This is a genomic window from Hyphomonadaceae bacterium BL14 (genome assembly GCA_027627705.1).
In the GTDB taxonomy this organism is placed as follows: domain Bacteria; phylum Pseudomonadota; class Alphaproteobacteria; order Caulobacterales; family Maricaulaceae; genus Oceanicaulis.
In genome coordinates this window covers 669,539-684,588 of record CP091242.1, presented here as the reverse complement: position 1 = coordinate 684,588, position 15,050 = coordinate 669,539, and the positions used below count along the sequence as shown (strand labels likewise).

18 protein-coding genes are annotated in these 15,050 nt (G+C 68.0%); 6 read left to right on the top strand and 12 right to left on the bottom strand.

Features of this window, described 5'->3' with window-relative positions; all coding sequences use genetic code 11:
• The first annotated feature begins 130 nt into the window (after positions 1–130).
• Positions 131–931, top strand: a complete 801-nt coding sequence (locus L2D00_03245; GenBank protein WBQ13710.1) for an RNA methyltransferase — start codon at positions 131–133, stop codon at positions 929–931.
• On the opposite strand, the gene L2D00_03240 is transcribed toward L2D00_03245, so the two are convergent.
• Positions 915–1,919 carry a DUF2807 domain-containing protein gene (locus L2D00_03240; GenBank protein ID WBQ13709.1) on the bottom strand — a complete coding sequence of 335 codons (1,005 nt, stop codon included), beginning with the start codon at positions 1,917–1,919 and terminating at the stop codon, positions 915–917. The two genes, L2D00_03245 and L2D00_03240, sit on opposite strands and share 17 nt — an antisense overlap.
• A 156-nt stretch (positions 1,920–2,075) precedes the next feature.
• Here L2D00_03240 and L2D00_03235 point away from each other — a divergent pair, with 156 nt between their 5' ends.
• A complete protein-coding gene (locus L2D00_03235) occupies positions 2,076–3,743 on the top strand; it encodes an acyl-CoA dehydrogenase family protein (protein WBQ13708.1) in 1,668 nt (555 codons plus the stop codon).
• Positions 3,744–3,785: 42 nt separating this feature from the next.
• On the top strand, positions 3,786–5,165 hold the full coding sequence (locus L2D00_03230) for a sodium:solute symporter family protein (GenBank protein ID WBQ14485.1): 1,380 nt from the start codon (positions 3,786–3,788) through the stop codon (positions 5,163–5,165).
• Between the two features lie 7 nt (positions 5,166–5,172).
• Here L2D00_03230 and L2D00_03225 read toward each other — a convergent pair whose 3' ends face one another.
• The 3 genes from L2D00_03225 to L2D00_03215 all read right to left on the bottom strand — a co-directional run bounded on the left by L2D00_03225 (position 5,173) and on the right by L2D00_03215 (position 6,653).
• Positions 5,173–5,571, bottom strand: coding sequence for a RidA family protein (locus tag L2D00_03225; GenBank protein WBQ13707.1), 399 nt, complete (start codon positions 5,569–5,571; stop codon positions 5,173–5,175).
• A gap of 27 nt (positions 5,572–5,598) precedes the next feature.
• On the bottom strand, positions 5,599–6,060 hold the full coding sequence (locus tag L2D00_03220) for a hypothetical protein (protein ID WBQ13706.1): 462 nt from the start codon (positions 6,058–6,060) through the stop codon (positions 5,599–5,601).
• Positions 6,061–6,251: 191 nt separating this feature from the next.
• A complete protein-coding gene (locus L2D00_03215) occupies positions 6,252–6,653 on the bottom strand; it encodes a DUF4168 domain-containing protein (GenBank protein ID WBQ13705.1) in 402 nt (133 codons plus the stop codon).
• Positions 6,654–6,860: 207 nt separating this feature from the next.
• On the opposite strand from L2D00_03215, the gene L2D00_03210 reads away from it, so the two are divergent.
• On the top strand, positions 6,861–7,397 hold the full coding sequence (locus L2D00_03210; protein ID WBQ13704.1) for a sigma-70 family RNA polymerase sigma factor: 537 nt from the start codon (positions 6,861–6,863) through the stop codon (positions 7,395–7,397).
• A 1-nt stretch (position 7,398) separates the two neighbouring features.
• Positions 7,399–8,109: a hypothetical protein gene (locus tag L2D00_03205; protein ID WBQ13703.1), complete on the top strand. Its 711-nt coding sequence runs from the start codon at positions 7,399–7,401 to the stop codon at positions 8,107–8,109.
• A 109-nt stretch (positions 8,110–8,218) separates the two neighbouring features.
• Here the strand turns inward: L2D00_03205 and L2D00_03200 are convergent, their stop codons facing one another.
• The 6 genes from L2D00_03200 to L2D00_03175 form a co-directional block, all read right to left on the bottom strand.
• Positions 8,219–8,959 carry an ATPase gene (locus L2D00_03200; GenBank protein WBQ13702.1) on the bottom strand — a complete coding sequence of 247 codons (741 nt, stop codon included), beginning with the start codon at positions 8,957–8,959 and terminating at the stop codon, positions 8,219–8,221.
• The gene (locus tag L2D00_03195) at positions 8,956–9,642 is read right to left on the bottom strand and encodes an HAD-IA family hydrolase (GenBank protein ID WBQ13701.1); all 687 of its coding nucleotides are present in this window, start codon (positions 9,640–9,642) and stop codon (positions 8,956–8,958) included. Before L2D00_03195 ends, L2D00_03200 begins: the two co-directional genes overlap by 4 nt.
• Positions 9,639–10,619: an RluA family pseudouridine synthase gene (locus tag L2D00_03190; GenBank protein ID WBQ13700.1), complete on the bottom strand. Its 981-nt coding sequence runs from the start codon at positions 10,617–10,619 to the stop codon at positions 9,639–9,641. The genes L2D00_03195 and L2D00_03190 overlap by 4 nt, the downstream gene beginning before the upstream one ends.
• On the bottom strand, positions 10,616–11,002 hold the full coding sequence (locus tag L2D00_03185) for a CrcB family protein (protein WBQ13699.1): 387 nt from the start codon (positions 11,000–11,002) through the stop codon (positions 10,616–10,618). Before L2D00_03185 ends, L2D00_03190 begins: the two co-directional genes overlap by 4 nt.
• Positions 11,003–11,085: 83 nt before the next feature.
• The gene (locus L2D00_03180) at positions 11,086–11,556 is read right to left on the bottom strand and encodes a MarR family transcriptional regulator (GenBank protein WBQ13698.1); all 471 of its coding nucleotides are present in this window, start codon (positions 11,554–11,556) and stop codon (positions 11,086–11,088) included.
• Positions 11,553–12,698, bottom strand: coding sequence for a hypothetical protein (locus L2D00_03175; protein ID WBQ13697.1), 1,146 nt, complete (start codon positions 12,696–12,698; stop codon positions 11,553–11,555). Before L2D00_03175 ends, L2D00_03180 begins: the two co-directional genes overlap by 4 nt.
• 279 nt (positions 12,699–12,977) lie before the next feature.
• Between L2D00_03175 and L2D00_03170 the strand changes: the two genes are divergently transcribed.
• Entirely contained in the window at positions 12,978–13,373 is a 396-nt protein-coding gene (locus L2D00_03170) for a hypothetical protein (GenBank protein WBQ13696.1), read from the top strand.
• A 7-nt stretch (positions 13,374–13,380) separates the two neighbouring features.
• On the opposite strand, the gene L2D00_03165 is transcribed toward L2D00_03170, so the two are convergent.
• Together L2D00_03165 and L2D00_03160 are read right to left on the bottom strand one after the other, a co-directional pair.
• Positions 13,381–14,691, bottom strand: a complete 1,311-nt coding sequence (locus L2D00_03165; GenBank protein ID WBQ13695.1) for a replication-associated recombination protein A — start codon at positions 14,689–14,691, stop codon at positions 13,381–13,383.
• Positions 14,692–14,757: 66 nt separating this feature from the next.
• Positions 14,758–14,973 carry a hypothetical protein gene (locus L2D00_03160; GenBank protein WBQ13694.1) on the bottom strand — a complete coding sequence of 72 codons (216 nt, stop codon included), beginning with the start codon at positions 14,971–14,973 and terminating at the stop codon, positions 14,758–14,760.
• Between the last annotated feature and the right edge of the window lie 77 nt (positions 14,974–15,050).

Below are 15,050 nucleotides of genomic sequence, written 5' to 3'. Positions count from 1 at the left end.
TTGCGGTGCTGACCGGCCGGAGCCGGGTCGCCGGGCCAATTCAAAAAACAACCCCGTTCAAGCGTCATTGCACTGAAGCGCAAGGCGCTTTAACGAGGCGGCTCCTCGATTTGGAGCGCGGACTATAGTCATGACCCCTACACGGCGCAATACGCCCCGCAAGCCCGTTGCAGCGCGCGGTTCAGGCCTGCGTGAAAACCCCGATGAGGGCTGGATCTGGGGCCGTCATGCGGTGCTGGCTGCGCTCGCCAACAAGCGCCGCAGACGCATCTCGCTGCATGTCACGCGCAACGCCTCCAATGACCTCACCGAGGCTGACCGCGCGTATGCGCGAATCGAAATGCCCGGCGAGCTGGACGCCAAGCTGCCCGCCGGCGCGGTGCATCAGGGTTTTGCCCTGAAAGCTGGCGCACTGGAGCCCGAATTGCTGCAGGCGGTGGCCGAACCCACCCATGGCCTGTTGGTGGTGCTCGACCAGATCACAGACCCGCAGAACGCCGGCGCGATCTTCCGCTCCGCCGCCGCCTTCGGTGCGCGCGCCGTCATCACCCAGGACCGCAAGTCGCCGCCTCTGTTCGGCGCGCTGTGCAAGGCGGCGGTGGGCTGCGCGGAAGCGATCGGCCATGTGCAGGTGACCAATATCGCCGACACCCTGCTCAGCTTGCGCAAGTCGGGCCGGTTCGTGATCGGTCTGGCGGGCGAGGCCGAGGCATCCCTGGGCGATCTGATCGCCGCCAATGCCGGGCCGGGCCTGGTGATCGTCATGGGCGCGGAGGGCACGGGAATGCGGCCGCGCGTGGCCGACAGCTGCGACGCGCTGGCGCGCATCCCCATGGGACCCAAAGCGGAAAGCCTGAATGTCTCGGCGGCCGCGGCGGTGGCCCTTTACGAGGCCTCCCGCCACGACCCGAGGATCAATCCGAAGCGCTAGAGCTGCTGGACGCCGGAGCGCCGCGCCCGCGCCAGCGGATCTCGCCGCTGAAGCGCTCGGCGCGCACGCCGCCCGAGCCGGAAATCGCAACGTCGACATCCACCGCCTCGCCGCCATGGCGCACCGAGCCGGAGCCTGACACCGCCGCGCTGAAGGGCTGCGCCCGGCCGGATTCCACCCGCACGGAGCCGGAACCGGAAATCCGCGCGGACATGGCCCCGGTCTGTTCGCCGGTACGCACCGAACCGGAGCCGGACACCACGGCATTGAGCACGCCCACCGATCCGGCGGTCAGGCTGCCCGAGCCGGACACGATCGCCCGCACGCCGCCTGCCACATCACCCGTACGGATATCGCCCGACCCGGACACGCGCGCGTCCAGACCGCCGCCGATATCACCTGTCATGACCCGGCCCGCACCGGACAGGGCGATATCCGCGTCCGCGCCCACGGTACCTGCAGTCAGCGCGCCGGATCCGGACATGGCGGCGGTGAGCGCACCCGACACGTCGCCTGCCGTGAAGTGGCCACAGCTGCGCACGGCCAGGTCGGCCTCGCCCAGGGTGCCCGCCTCGCCTTCGAAAATACTGTCGCGGATCACCAGACCCAGCGAGGCCGGGGCGGTGATGACCAGCGACGGGTAATCGCTGAGCGGCCGGGCGGTGCCGCCGCCGAAACCGAACCAGCCGCCGCCGCCGCCCAGCCAGGCCTCGCCATCGCGGCGCCGGCAATTGACGCGCGACACGGTCTGCCCGCCATCAATAGCCACCACGCCGCCCGTGAGTTGTAGCTGGGCCGCCGCGTCCCCGCCCGCGCCCGGACGCGCTTCGACAACGATGGACTCGCCGCCTTCGCGGATCTCGATGCGGCCAATGAAATTGATGATCTGGACCGTGTCCGCATCGAACGCCTGGCCCTCCTGCGCAAACGCGCCGGGCGCAGCACCCGTCATCAACAAAGCCAGTCCTGCTGTGCAAACCCTGATCATGGAAACCTCCCTTGCGCGCGCCGCGATCAGCGCGCCTGTCACCCTTATGATGCGCGCACGATGCCATATGGATGCGGGAGCGGGTGTGAATTTCCGGTCATGGAGGGCGCGTCTCGCCTATCGACAGACACGTCCTCGCGCGCTTTTGTGTCGCCCATGACCCATCACGCGCCCCGCACCGAGCTTGCCACCCATTCCGTCTTCAACCAGTCAGCGCCGCTGACCGGCGTGAACTGGCATGATGACGATATCATGCTGAACCAGGCGCTGAGCCGGGCCGGCGCAGGCATTCACGCTGCCAGCCTGTCGGCGCTGGGCGCGGCGGCGGGCAGCCAGACCGTCCAGGAGCAGGGCCGGCTCGCCAATGAAAATCCCCCCAAATTCAAACCCTTCGACCGCTTTGGTCAGCGTGTGGATGAGCTGGAGTTTCACCCCGCCTATCACGAACTGATGGCGCTGGGGCTCAAGTCCGGCGTTTCGGCGGCGGCTTGGAAAACCGATCAGGCTGGCCACGCCCTGCATGCCGGATTGCTGATCCTGATGGGACACGCCGATTCCGGCGTATGCTGTCCCATGTCCATGACCTATGCCTGCGTGCCGGCCCTGCGTCACGCCGGCTGGGCCGGTGACTGGATCGCGGGCGCGACCAGCGGCGTCTACGACCCGCGCTTCCTGCCCATGGAGCACAAGACCGGCCTGACGATCGGCATGGCCATGACCGAGAAGCAGGGCGGATCGGATGTGCGCGCCAACACGACACGCGCCCAGCCCATTGATGGCGGCGATGCGGCCCTGCTGACCGGGCATAAGTGGTTCTGCTCGGCACCCATGAGCGACGGGTTCCTGACCCTCGCCTATGAAGGCGGGGACGCGGGCGGGGACGGGGCGGCGCTGAGCTGTTTTCTGGTGCCGCGCTGGCGGCCGGACGGCACGCGCAACGCCATCGAAATCCAGCGCCTGAAAGACAAGCTGGGCGACCGCTCCAACGCCTCCTCCGAGATTGAGTACAAACAGGCCTGGGCACGGCGCGTGGGCGAACCGGGACGCGGCGTGCGCACCATCATCGAGATGGTCAACCATACGCGTCTTGATTGCCTGGCCGGCTCGGCCGGCCTGATCCGCACGGTCAGCGCCCACGCCATCTGGCATGCCGACCGGCGCAGCGCGTTTCAGCGCCGCCTGATCGACCAGCCGCTGATGCGCGAAGTGCTCGGCGAGCTGGCTCTGGAGGCCGAAGCCGCGCTCGCCCTGGCCTTCCGGGTCGCCGAGAGCTTTGACCGGGCCGCATCGGACCCGGCGCAGGCCGCGTTTGCCCGCATCGCCACGCCCATCGCCAAATACTGGATCTGCAAGCGCGCGCCCTACCTGGTCTACGAGGCCATGGAGGCCCATGGCGGCGCGGGCTATGTGGAGGAGCACCCCCTGCCCCGCATGTTCCGCCAGAGCCCGCTCAACGCCATATGGGAAGGCTCGGGCAATGTGATCGCGCTGGACGTGCTGCGCGCCCTGAGCCGCGACGCCGCCGCGCGTGAGGCGCTGGACGCAGAGCTGGCCCCGCTGGCCGGTCTGCACCCGGTGCTGGATGCGCGGCTGAAAGCCCTGCGTGCGATGATGACAGGGGGATTGAGCGAGGCGCGCGCGCGCCGCTTTGCCGAACTGTCCGCCACGCTTCTCACCGCCGCCGCGCTGCAGCGCGCCGGGCTGGACCCGGTGCTGGAGGCCTATCTGGGCAGACGCATCGCCGAGACTACGACCACGCTGGGCGCTGGCGAGGCACCCATGGATATCGAATGGCTTGTCAGCCGGGCGCGTCTGCGGTCTTAGACTGATGCCCTTGATTCTGGCCGGAGCTTGCCCTTGTCCTGGATGATCGCCGCCCTGGCCGCCTATGTGCTCGTCCAGCTGAGCATTGCCGTGTGGGCGTCGCGCAAGATTGCCGGTGATGTGGACTATCTGGTCGCCGGACGGCGCCTGGGCATGTTCGCCGTGGGGATTTCCGTGTTCGCCACCTGGTTTGGCGGCGAGACGGTGATGGGTGCCAGCGCCACCATTGCCCAGGAGGGCATCGCCGGGGCCCGGGCCGAGCCCTTCGGCTACGCCATCTGCCTGATCCTGGCCGCCCTTCTTGTGGCCGGGGCGATGCGGGCGAAGGGCTATATAACGCTGGCAGACTTCTTCCGGGACCAGTTTGGCGGACGCGCGGAAATCGCCGCGGCCTGCGTGTCCATCCCCACCTCCATCGTCTGGGCGGCCGCCCAGCTCCTGGCGCTGGCCGCTCTGGTATCCACCGTCGCGGGCCTGCCGGTGGGCACGACGCTGCTGGCGGTGACCGTGCTGGTGACGGCCTACACACTGATTGGCGGGCTGTTGGCCTCGGTGGTGACCGATATTGTTCAGAGCGGGGTGGTGCTGGCCGGGCTCGTTATTCTATTGATCGCGCTGGTCGATCACGCAGGCGGACCGGCCATGGCGCTGGCGCAGATCCGCCCCGAACAACTGGTCCTGATCGCACCGGGCGAGAGCTGGCTGGCGCGTCTGGACGCGTTCGCCATTCCCATACTGGGCTCCATCGTGGCGCAGGAACTGATCTCGCGTTTTCTCGGGTCCAGGAGCGCGAAGATCGCCATACGGGGCGGACTGATAGCGGGCGGTCTGTATCTGGTGGTGGGTTTCTTCCCGCTGGCGTTCGGCCTGATCGGGCCGGGCGCGGGGTTTGACGCCTCCAATGGCGATCTTTTCCTGCCCGCACTGGCGGCCGAGCTGTTGCCCACCGCCCTTTTTGTGGTCTTCGCCGGCGCGCTGTTTTCAGCCGTGCTGTCGACGGTTGATTCAGCCCTGCTGGCGGTGGCCGCCCTGACCACTGAAAACCTCTACAAGCGCGCCCGCCCCGCCGCCGGCCAACGCGAAACCCTGATCGCGGCGCGGGTTCTCACGGTCGCAGCGGGCATTGCCGCCTATGTGGTGGCCACGCGCGGCGAGACGATTTACGGGCTGGTGGAGATCGCCTCCTCGCTCGGCTCGGCCGGCTTGCTGGTCGCGCTGCTGATCGGACTTCACAGCCGGTTCGGCGACGAGTGGAGCGCACTGGCCGCTTTGGCGGGCGGGCTGACCGCCATGGCGCTGGGCGGCTGGATTTTTGATCTGCCCGGTGCGTTTCTGGGCTCGATCCTGGCCGCGCTGGCCGCTTACGGGGTGGCGGCCCTGATCACCGGCACACGGCGCAACGCGGATCAGACGGCGCGGTGAGTGCGCGTCAGCCGATCACCGCCTCGGCTTCAATCTCGACCACAAACTCCGGTGCCGCCAGCGCGGTGACGCCTACCATGGTGCTGGCGGGCGGGCAGTCCGCGAACACGGACCGGTGCGCCGCGCCCACGGCCGCCTGGGTCTCAGGTGCCATATCGGTGACAAACATGCGGGTGCGAACAACATGTTCCGGGCGTGCGCCAGCCTGCTCGAGCGCCGCCACGATGATCTCAAGGCACCGCGCGGCCTGAGCCCCCGCATCGCCTGGCGCAAACGGGTCGCCCTGCGGGTCCACAGCGACGGTCCCTGAGACCCAGACCAGGTTGCCCACCCTGACCGCGCGGCGATAGCCGACCCGGTCTTCCCAGGGGGCACCGGAACTGATGCGTTGCCGGCCGGAGGTCATGGCGCGGGCTCCTTCAAGATCAGGGCGTCAGAACAGGGTATCCGGGACGGTCTGCGCCGTCGGATCGCCATTGACCAGCCCGCGCGCCGACGCCAGCAAGGGGGCCAGCTCAAGACGCGCACCCTCAGCCGCACCGCAGGCATCGCCCGAGCGGACCCTGGCTTGCAGCCCGGCAATGGTGTGATCAATTGCAGCAATCAGGGCATCGAGCTGATCGCGCACCGTCTCTGGCGCTGCGCGCCAGGCCGCGATCACCACGGCGCGGTGACTGTGGCCGGTGGCCTCAAAATGCGTGTCATAGCCGCGCGGCGTCCAGGCCAGGACGTCATCCACGCAGTCCGGCATATCGGGCAACATCTCAAGAAGCATCGCCACTTCATTGAAGTGATTGAGATAATCGGTTGCAAGCCCGGTGTCCGGATTGACATGGGCAGCCCGCAGGGCCGCCTGGCTCAACCCGATGGCATGGTCACGATCGGCGGTGTTCATCGCAGGTCCCCGGCGAGGTTCGTCGCCTGCAACTTGGCCGCGCCCGCTTTGACGAAACCTTAACTTCAACCCAGCGCGCCGCACAAAACGCCCCCGGCTGCGGGGGGGAGTGTCAGCCGGGGGCGCAGGCAGAGCGCCCGGAACCAGATGACTGGGTCCGGACGCTCCGAAGCCGGGTCAGGCGGATGCGATCAGCCGTTCTGTTCGCGGTGCTCCTCGGCAATGGCCGAGATGCGCTCGCCAAGCTCCGGATCGGACTGGGCCGCCATGTTGATTTCATTGTAGCGCTCGGGCGTCAGGCCCTGGTCTTCTACGGCCTGGAGCATCTGCGCCTGGGCGGCTTGCTGAATAAGCTGCGCCTCTTCCTGATCGGACGCGGCTTCCAGTTGCGGGCGCACCTCTTGAACGATGTCGCTGACATCGTCCACGGCGCGGACGAAGTTCCAGATTTCCTCGTCGCTGACTGGGCTGATCTCGGGTGCCTGTTGCTGCATGCCCTGCTGGGGGGGCTGCTGCTGCGCCATGGCGGCCGGTGTGGCATAAGCGGCACCCAGAGCCAGAGCGAGGGCGGATGCGGTTGTTTTGGACATCATGGTCATATCAACAAGTCTCCATTCCAGTTTTGACGTCCGCTTTGGCCGACGTACTGCGAATGAGACGCCTGGCGCACAGCTTATGTTGCAGGCTGGATGCATTACAATTTGGTCATGTCGGCACATGACTGATTTTTTTTGGTTAGGATAACGCAACAAATGTACGTTTTTGAGCGTCTTACATAAACGCCATTGAGAGTTTGCTTGATGAATGCCAAGGATATGAGCCGCGCCATCACCCGGGAGCTGACCGCCATGCGGCGATTTGCGCGCGGGCTGGCGGGCAATGCGTTTGACGCGGACGATCTTGTGCAGATCGCTGCGGAGACCGCCATTCGCAAGCGGCGCCAGTTACGCCAGGCCGAACGGGCGCGCAGCTGGCTGATGACCATTGTCTACCGCACCCATCTCGACCTGATGCGCCAGGCGGCCCGGCGCGAGGCACCGCTGAGGGATCCGGACGCTGCGCCGGATATTGCTGCGCCAGCAGCCCAGCAGGCACGGCTGGACTGTGCGGCAGCGCTGGATGCACTGGACGCCCTGCCCCGCGAACAGCGCGCCGCGCTGACCCTGATCGCCATCGAGGGGCATTCGAACGAGGATGCTGCGCGCATTCTTGACATCAACCCGGCCACGCTGCGTTCACAGGTCTCGCGTGCCCGCAGCGCCTTGCGAGAGAGCCTTGCGCAGGATGGGGCCGAACCGCAAACAGATCATCGCGCCCGGCTGCGCCAGGTGAAATAGCATGACCCATGATACTGACACTGAACAGGAAACCCACACCGCAGGCGATGCACGCATTGACCAGCGCATCACGGACGCCCTGGACGCCTTCGCCCGCCAAAGAGCCGGCGCCGGACTGCCGGCGGGCGTGATACGGGCCGCCCGGCGGGCCGAGTGGTTTGACAGGATGAGGCGCATGGGCGCGATAGCGGCGGCGGGGGTGGTGGTGTTCGCCGGCGGCTGGCTGGCTGCGGGATTGCAGATGAGCTCAGGCCGGACGGCGGGCCAGGCTCCCGCTGAGCTGGCGCAACTGGAAGGGCTCGCCGTGAGCGGCGCCACCACCGCCACGAGCCTGTTGTCGGACCCGGTGCTGAGCCCGCCCGAATTGACGGGGCATGGCCTGCACCTGACCGCTTCTATCGCGCGGACGGCGCAGGGCGGCACGTTCAATGCGCTGGAATATCAAGCCTCTGGCGGCGAGACTGTGCGCATTCTGGCGCGCCGGATCAGCCCGGCCGGAGCGGGCGCGCTGCAGCACTCACGGCTCGATGGCGAGCGGCTGGTGTGGTGGCGCGAAGATGATCTGGTGATCGGGGTCACCGGACCGCTGGCCAGGGTTGATCTCGAAGCCATTGCCCAGACTGTGCGCAGCCAGTCGCGCACGCCCATGGTGGCTGACTTCATGCCGGCACCGGAGCTGGGTGTGCAGACCGTCAATGATCCGGGCGGATGACAGCCTGAGCCCGCGTCTTGTCCCCGCACCGCACACCGTGCCGTCTCCGGGGTTCTTGTCGTCATGGACGCCCGCCGCGTGGTCAAAGCCGGCCTTCATCTGTCAAAGCTCAGCTTTGGTCTGCGTCGAGGGCCCGGAACACTGTTTCACAGCCCAGAAGATCACGTTTGCGGTTCCCGGCGGCCTCGGCGGCCTCGGTGTCTTCACCCCAGCGCTCGGCCTGATAGAGCTCGTCCACCCGCGACACGCCAAACAGGGATTCGGCGTCCGCCTCGCCTTCCAGCAGCGCGAAGGCCAGCACGGCCGAGCCCAGGATCGGCGCGGCGCTGACCAGGGCCGTCAGGCGGAAATTGTCGAGCGCCAGGGCCCGGCGCTCCAGCGCAGCGATCGAGGTATCGGGCTGATCGATGGCAGTGACGCTGACCGCGGCATGCAGCGGGGCATCGAGCGCCATGGCGGCCCAGGCGAGCCAGGGGTCCCAGGCCGCGGCCTGACGGCCGGCCAGCGCGGATTCTTCGGCGCGATGGCTCAAAAGATCGGTGCGGGCGTAGCGCGCGACTTCGGCGGCGGCCTGCTTGCGCACATCGCCGGTGCGGTCCAGCGCCACATGGCAAAGCCGCGTGACCGGCATGGTGAAGGGGTTGATGTGTTCGCCCTGGGCGGCCCATTCGGCCGCGGCGGCGCGGGCCAGGGTCTCGCCGGGCAGCACCAGAACCGATTTGGCCGGGGTGCGCACCTGACGCCCGTCCAGCAGCACACGCCAGCCACCCTCGCCTGGTGCCGCTGTGGCTTCGGTATAGAAGCGGCGCGGCAGGGGGCGGTTTTCGGCCCTGGCCTTGGACATGCTCATGCGGCGCTCCGGTCAGCGGCGAAGACGTCAAGGGCTGTGTTGAGTGCAGCGAAATCATGGTGGATGGCATGAGGCTGGGCCTCATTGATTTCATCCACCGTGTGGAAGCCCCAGCTCACGCCCATGGCGTGGGTGTCGGCGGCGCGCGCCATGGCCATGTCCCAGAAGGTGTCGCCGATCACCACGGTCTCTTCCGGGCGCGCGCCGGTGGCAGCCATGGCGTCGAGCACCATGCGCGGATGCGGCTTGCCCGGGCCGCCATCCACGGTGTGCAGGGTCTGGAAATACCGGTGCAAATCATGATGGCCGAACACAATGTCCAGGCCGCGCCGGGCCTTGCCGGTGGCCACACCCAGAAGCCAGCCTTCGCCGGCAAGGCGTTCGAGTGTGTCGCGCGCGCCGTCATAAAGCGGTTCGGAAAAGCCGGCCTCGGCGCGCTGCTCCACGAAGGCCTGTTTGTAGTAGTCGGTCAGCGCCGCCACCCGCTGCGCGCCATAATCGGGCGGGGCCAGCCGCGCCACGGCTTCGGACAATTCCAGCCCCACAATGGTGCGCACCTGGTCATAGGCGATGGCACCCAGCCCCGCGCGCTCGAAGGCGCGGGTCATGGCGCGCGCGATCACCTTGCGCGAATCCACCAGCGTGCCGTCGACATCGAACACGGCCAGTTTCAACCCGCTCACGCCAGCGTCTCCTCGGCGGCCGCGCCGGCGTCGAAGTCAAAGCCCAGGGCCGCAAACGTCTCGCTCATATGATCCGGCAAGGGCGCCTCCAGCACCAGCGGGCGCTGGCCGGGGCGCGGGATGACCAGCTTGCGCGCATGCAGGTGGAGCTTGCGCGACAGGCCTTCGGGCGTGGGGATGTCGCACATGTATTTGCCGTCGCCCAGAATGGCGTGGCCAAAGCCCGCCATGTGGACGCGCAGCTGGTGGGTACGCCCGGTTTCGGGGCTCAGCACGACCCAGCTGGCGCGGCGTCCGGCATGGTCAGCCACAGCGTAATGGGTCACCGCGTGCTGGGCACCCTCCTCGCCATGACGCGCGGCCATCATGCGCTCGCGGTCGCCATCGGGGCCGCTGGACTTGCGCAGGAAGCCGCTGATCTCGCCATGATGGGGCGCGGGCACGCCCAGCGCCACGGCCCAGTAATACTTGCGAAGATCACGGGTCTGGAACAGGCGCGACAGCCGGCGCGCGCTGTCGGCGGTGCGCGCCACCACCAGAATGCCCGACGTGTCCTTGTCCAGCCGGTGCACCAGGCGCGGGCGTTCATCACCCCGGCCGAAAGCGTCCAGCAGCCGGTCGAGATGGCGCGTGGTCTTGGAGCCCCCCTGCACCGCGAGACCATGGGGTTTGTTCAGCGCGATCAGCTCATGATCCTGATACAGCACCATGGAGCGGGCGAACGCCGCATCCTCGCGCGACAAGGGTGCCTCGGCGCGGATCTCGCCGGGTTCGGGCATCGGCGGGACGCGCACGATCTGACCCGCCTCCAGGCGCTGATTGCCCTTGGCGCGTGCGCCGTCGATGCGGATCTGGCCGGTGCGCAGGAATTTCTCCACCCGCCCGTGGGGGATGTGCGGGAAATGCGCCTTGAACCAGCGGTCCAGACGCATGTCGGCCTCGGCTTGCGTGACTTCGAGGGTTTGAACCGCGCTCATGACACCCACACCGTGCGCGCCAGCGCCAGACCGACACCCGTGGCCAGCACACAGGCGATCAGCGTGCCGCCGCCCCAGACCAGCGCCTCCAGGTAGGCCTTGCGTTCGATCATCAACATCAGCTCCAGCGACAAAGCGCTCATGGTGGTAAAGGCACCCAGAAACCCGACGCCGAAGGCAAAGCGGATCTCGGTGGCGTCGGCGCGCCCAGCCAGGGCCAGCCAGCCCACCAGCAGCCCGACCGCCAGCGATCCGGCGAGATTGACGATCAGCACGCCCCAGGGGGCTTCAGGCCCGATCCAGCGCAAACACGCCTGATTCACGCCATGGCGCGAAACCGCGCCCAGCGCGCCTCCCGCGGCGATGAGAAGAAGATGGTTCATGGCGCGCAGCGATAGGCTGCAGCGCGCTGACGCGCAAGGCCGGGCGGCGGTGCAGGGCACGTTGGAGCGCCGCTGCAGCCCGGCTATTTCGTCGGACTGCGATCCGCGTCCAGCCAGCTGCGCATCGCCTGCAGCGCCGGCAGGGCGGTTTCAAACGGCCCGGCACCCAGCGCGGTGCCCATCCGGTCGAGTTCCGGTCCGAGGGCGGCCAGGCAGCGTGCGTGCATGGCACGGCCGGCCTGCGTGAAGAAGACCCGCTTGGCGCGCCGGTCTTCCGGGTCAGGCTCAATGCGCACCAGGGCGCGCGCCTCCAGCCGCTGCAGCGTGTTGGTCATGGCACCCTTGGTGACCTGAAAGGCGCGCGCGAGGCGCACTGGCGTCCAGCCATCACCCAGGCGCGCCATGTGGTTGAGCACCGAGAAATGGGCGATCTGCAGCCCGTCAGGCAGGACCTTGAGCAACGCGCTGGATGACAGCTGGTGGATGATGCCCACCTCGTTGAGGACCGCGAACACCAGCTCGGGATCCGGCCCGGGTCCGGGGGCGCGGCTCATGCCATCATCCTGCTCTCCAGCGGCCAGCGCGGCGTGCGGGCGGGCTGCGCGCCATGGCCCAGACGCGCGATCATCTGAACGCGCCCGCCGCCGGGCGCAAACTGGTCATGGGCCTCGGCATAGAGGCCAGCCATGGCCTCATACTCCTGCAGCGCCTGGCTCAACGGCTGGAAGCCCAGTCCCAGGCCGCAGGCGGCCAGATTGAGGCGCAGCCAGTCGCGTCCTGCCTCCAATTGCTCGGCGCGTGTGTCACCGGGCGTGGTCAGGACGGCATAGCCTTGGGCGCTGTAAATCTGGGCGCGCATCATGTCGAGGGTTTGAGAAAACGCCGCGGAGCCGGGATCAGCGAGCGTCTCGCGCGTGATCATTCCGGCCATATAGAGCGCCTCGATCATGGCACCCTGCAGGGAAATGCCGTCGGGATTGGCCTCGATTTCGGCGCGTCCGATACGCATCAGATCGACGCTTTCACGATGCGGCACCGGCGCACGCAGCTCCACCTCCATGGCCCGCCAGGTCAGGTCGCGCAGCGCCTCCACGCCCGCTGGATCGGCGATGAGCGTAGTCGGGTGATCGGGCGCAGCGGCCTCAAGCAGCGTGCCGAGCAGGTCCGGCGCGATGGCCCGATCCTCAAACGGCGTTTTGTCGGAGCGCCTTATGGCGGCGTGGGCGAAGAGCGGGTCGGGTGCGGCGTCGGCGGGCGCGAACCGCACATGGGCGATGGGGCGGTCATCAAGGCGCGGCGCGCCGGTGCCGTCTGGGAAGGGCGTGATCTGCGCCGCCAGCCCGGCCTCAGCCGCCGCCATGCGCAGAAGCTCCAGCATGCAGCCAAAGCCGATGGTGATCTGGCGGTCAAACGGATCGGTGGCGGGCAGGCGCCGGTCCAGATCACACCAGACGCGCACGCCATCCTGGCCGTCCAGCTCGAACAGCCAGGGCTGAATATTGTGCGGATTGGGCGCCAGGATGGCCCAGGCCAGCGCCCGCAGACGGGGGTCGCCATGGGTGCCGCTCATCGCCGTCTCCCACGGGACCAGCGCCCGCACCGGCTTGCGGGTTGCGGTGAACACGGCCCCGGCCCCCACCACCGTCAGCGCGGACGCGCCGGCGAGTTTCAGAAACAGTCTGCGGCTCTGCGCCATGGCGCCCTCCTCCCACTTGGTTCAATGCTAATCACTTTAGTTTAACGTTGAATGATATGCAAGACGGCTTCGGTTAGGGCCCCGCCTTGACCCGTTGCCGCGAGGGGGCGCATCCTGACACCCAAGCGTGCCGACATCGGCACCACACGACTGATGCGCCGGGTGCCAGACCCCGCTTGTGCTGATCTGCGCTGCGCCACCAGTCCGCGACGGACCCAAGCCGCCGCTTCGCGCGTTACCGGCCCGTCGCACACCTTCCCGCCGCCACCGGAGGCCGTCATGCTGACCCTTGCCGACACCATCGCGCTGAGAGCGCTCTATCTCGCCGCCGTGCTGGCGGCAGGCGGGGCGGGACTGATCATGGTGTTCACGCCGGGCTTTGCGGCGCGCAAGCTCTTCTATGACGCGGTGCAGGTGGATGTGTATCTGCGCCTGCTCGGCGCGTTCCAGCTGAGCCTGGGCCTGCTGGCCATCATTGGCCTCCTCTGGCCGGCGCAAATGGCGGCGATCCTGCTGGTCCAGCTGGGCACCATGGTGATCTGGGTCGTGGCGGGTGCCATCCCGGCCATCCTCACCGGCAAGCGCGAGACCGCACTCCTGTTCATGACCATCGCCTTCACCGTCTGGTCGCTGGCGATCGGGGTTCTGTTCCCGTTTGCGGCGGTGTTCGGGTGAGGCGAACCTAACGCCCCCGCCGCTCGTTTCTCAGCACCCGCCAGCGGTCCAGGCGCTCTTTCAACTGCGCCTCGCGCCCGCCGTCCTTGGGTTCGTAGAAGACCGGGCGGTCGGTCATCTCGTCCGGGAAATAATCCTGACCCGAGACCCCGCCGGCAGCGTCGTGGTCGTACTCATAGCCCTGGCCATAGCCTTCAGCCTTCATCAGCTTGGTGGGAGCGTTGAGGATGTGTTTGGGCGGGCTCAGGGAGCCCGTCGCCTTGGCGCTGCGCACCGCCGCCTTCCAGGCCTTGTAGACGGCGTTGGATTTGGGCGCGCAGGCGAGATGGACCACGGCCTGGGCCAGCGCCAGCTCGCCTTCGGGACTGCCCAGGAAATCATACACGTCCTTGGCCGCCAGCGCCGCGTGCACCGCGCCGGGATCGGCCAGACCAATATCCTCATTGGCCATACGCACCAGGCGGCGCGCGAGGAAGAGCGGGTCCTCGCCCGCCTCCAGCATGCGCGCCAGCCAGTACAGCGCCGCGTCCGGGTCCGAACCGCGAATGGATTTGTGCAGGGCGGAGATGAGATTGTAGTGGGAATCGCCCGCCTTGTCGTAGGACGGGGCCCGGCGCTGCACCAGCTGGCCCAGGCCCGCCGGGGCCAGCGGTGTATCGGGTGAGGCGGCGAAGACCTGTTCGGCCAGATTGAGCAGATAGCGCCCGTCCCCGTCGGCCAGCGCCATCATGACATCGCGCGCCTCTGGCGTCAGCGCCAGCGCCCGGCCCTCCAGCGCCTCGGCGCGGGTGAGCAGGCGTTCGAGCGCATCGGCGTCCAGCCGCTTGAGCACCAGCACCTGACAGCGCGACAGGAGCGCGGCGTTGAGCTCGAAGCTGGGGTTTTCGGTGGTGGCACCCACCAGGGTGACCACCCCCTCCTCCACCACGGGCAAAAAGCCGTCCTGCTGGGCGCGGTTAAAGCGATGGATCTCGTCGACGAACAACAACGTGCCCTGGCCCGAGGCGCGGCGGGCGCGGGCGCGGTCGAAGGCTTTCTTCAAGTCCGCCACGCCGGAGAACACCGCCGAGATGGCGTCAAACTCCAACCCCGCCGCATCGCTGAGCAGGCGCGCCAGCGTGGTCTTGCCCACGCCCGGCGGCCCCCACAGGATGATGGAGGCCAGATGCCCGCGCGCCAGCATGCGCCCAAGCGGGCCGTCCGGGCCGATCAGATGATCCTGACCCACCACATCGCTCAGGGCCTGTGGACGCAACCGGTCGGCCAGCGGGCGCGGCGCGGCGGCTTCAAGACCGGCGGACTGGAACAGATTGGTCATGGGGACGACTATGATCGCGCGCTATCGCGGGGGCAACGCGCGCGGCGCAGGGGCATATGAAACAGTCTATTGCCCGCGCACGCCGAAATGCTCGCCCGCCATCATGACGGCACCCAGCACGCCCGCGATCACGGCGGCATAGCCGAACCAGGGCTGCCAGTTCATGGCCAGCGCCAGGGCCAGCACGGCGAAACCACCCAATACCGGTGCGGCCCACAGGGCGAGCGTCAGCGCGGTGACGGGTTTGCGCACCGGCTTTGCATCTTCGGGCGGCTGGCTCATGGACGGCTCCTCATATCGCTTGCAGCGCCGCGCGGTTTCCATTGTGCGCTGCATTCTGTATATGGCGCGCCACGCTC

Coding starts and splice junctions, on each gene's coding strand:
- L2D00_03205 (WBQ13703.1), top strand. CDS start 7,399: ATGACCCATGATACTGACACTGAACAGGAAACCCACACCGCAGGCGAT.
- L2D00_03215 (WBQ13705.1), bottom strand. CDS start 6,653: ATGATGTCCAAAACAACCGCATCCGCCCTCGCTCTGGCTCTGGGTGCC.
- L2D00_03245 (WBQ13710.1), top strand. CDS start 131: ATGACCCCTACACGGCGCAATACGCCCCGCAAGCCCGTTGCAGCGCGC.
- L2D00_03235 (WBQ13708.1), top strand. CDS start 2,076: ATGACCCATCACGCGCCCCGCACCGAGCTTGCCACCCATTCCGTCTTC.
- L2D00_03200 (WBQ13702.1), bottom strand. CDS start 8,959: ATGAGCATGTCCAAGGCCAGGGCCGAAAACCGCCCCCTGCCGCGCCGC.
- L2D00_03160 (WBQ13694.1), bottom strand. CDS start 14,973: ATGAGCCAGCCGCCCGAAGATGCAAAGCCGGTGCGCAAACCCGTCACC.
- L2D00_03175 (WBQ13697.1), bottom strand. CDS start 12,698: ATGGCGCAGAGCCGCAGACTGTTTCTGAAACTCGCCGGCGCGTCCGCG.
- L2D00_03180 (WBQ13698.1), bottom strand. CDS start 11,556: ATGAGCCGCGCCCCCGGACCCGGGCCGGATCCCGAGCTGGTGTTCGCG.
- L2D00_03225 (WBQ13707.1), bottom strand. CDS start 5,571: ATGACCTCCGGCCGGCAACGCATCAGTTCCGGTGCCCCCTGGGAAGAC.
- L2D00_03185 (WBQ13699.1), bottom strand. CDS start 11,002: ATGAACCATCTTCTTCTCATCGCCGCGGGAGGCGCGCTGGGCGCGGTT.
- L2D00_03210 (WBQ13704.1), top strand. CDS start 6,861: ATGAATGCCAAGGATATGAGCCGCGCCATCACCCGGGAGCTGACCGCC.
- L2D00_03230 (WBQ14485.1), top strand. CDS start 3,786: ATGATCGCCGCCCTGGCCGCCTATGTGCTCGTCCAGCTGAGCATTGCC.
- L2D00_03240 (WBQ13709.1), bottom strand. CDS start 1,919: ATGATCAGGGTTTGCACAGCAGGACTGGCTTTGTTGATGACGGGTGCT.
- L2D00_03170 (WBQ13696.1), top strand. CDS start 12,978: ATGCTGACCCTTGCCGACACCATCGCGCTGAGAGCGCTCTATCTCGCC.
- L2D00_03190 (WBQ13700.1), bottom strand. CDS start 10,619: ATGAGCGCGGTTCAAACCCTCGAAGTCACGCAAGCCGAGGCCGACATG.
- L2D00_03165 (WBQ13695.1), bottom strand. CDS start 14,691: ATGACCAATCTGTTCCAGTCCGCCGGTCTTGAAGCCGCCGCGCCGCGC.
- L2D00_03220 (WBQ13706.1), bottom strand. CDS start 6,060: ATGAACACCGCCGATCGTGACCATGCCATCGGGTTGAGCCAGGCGGCC.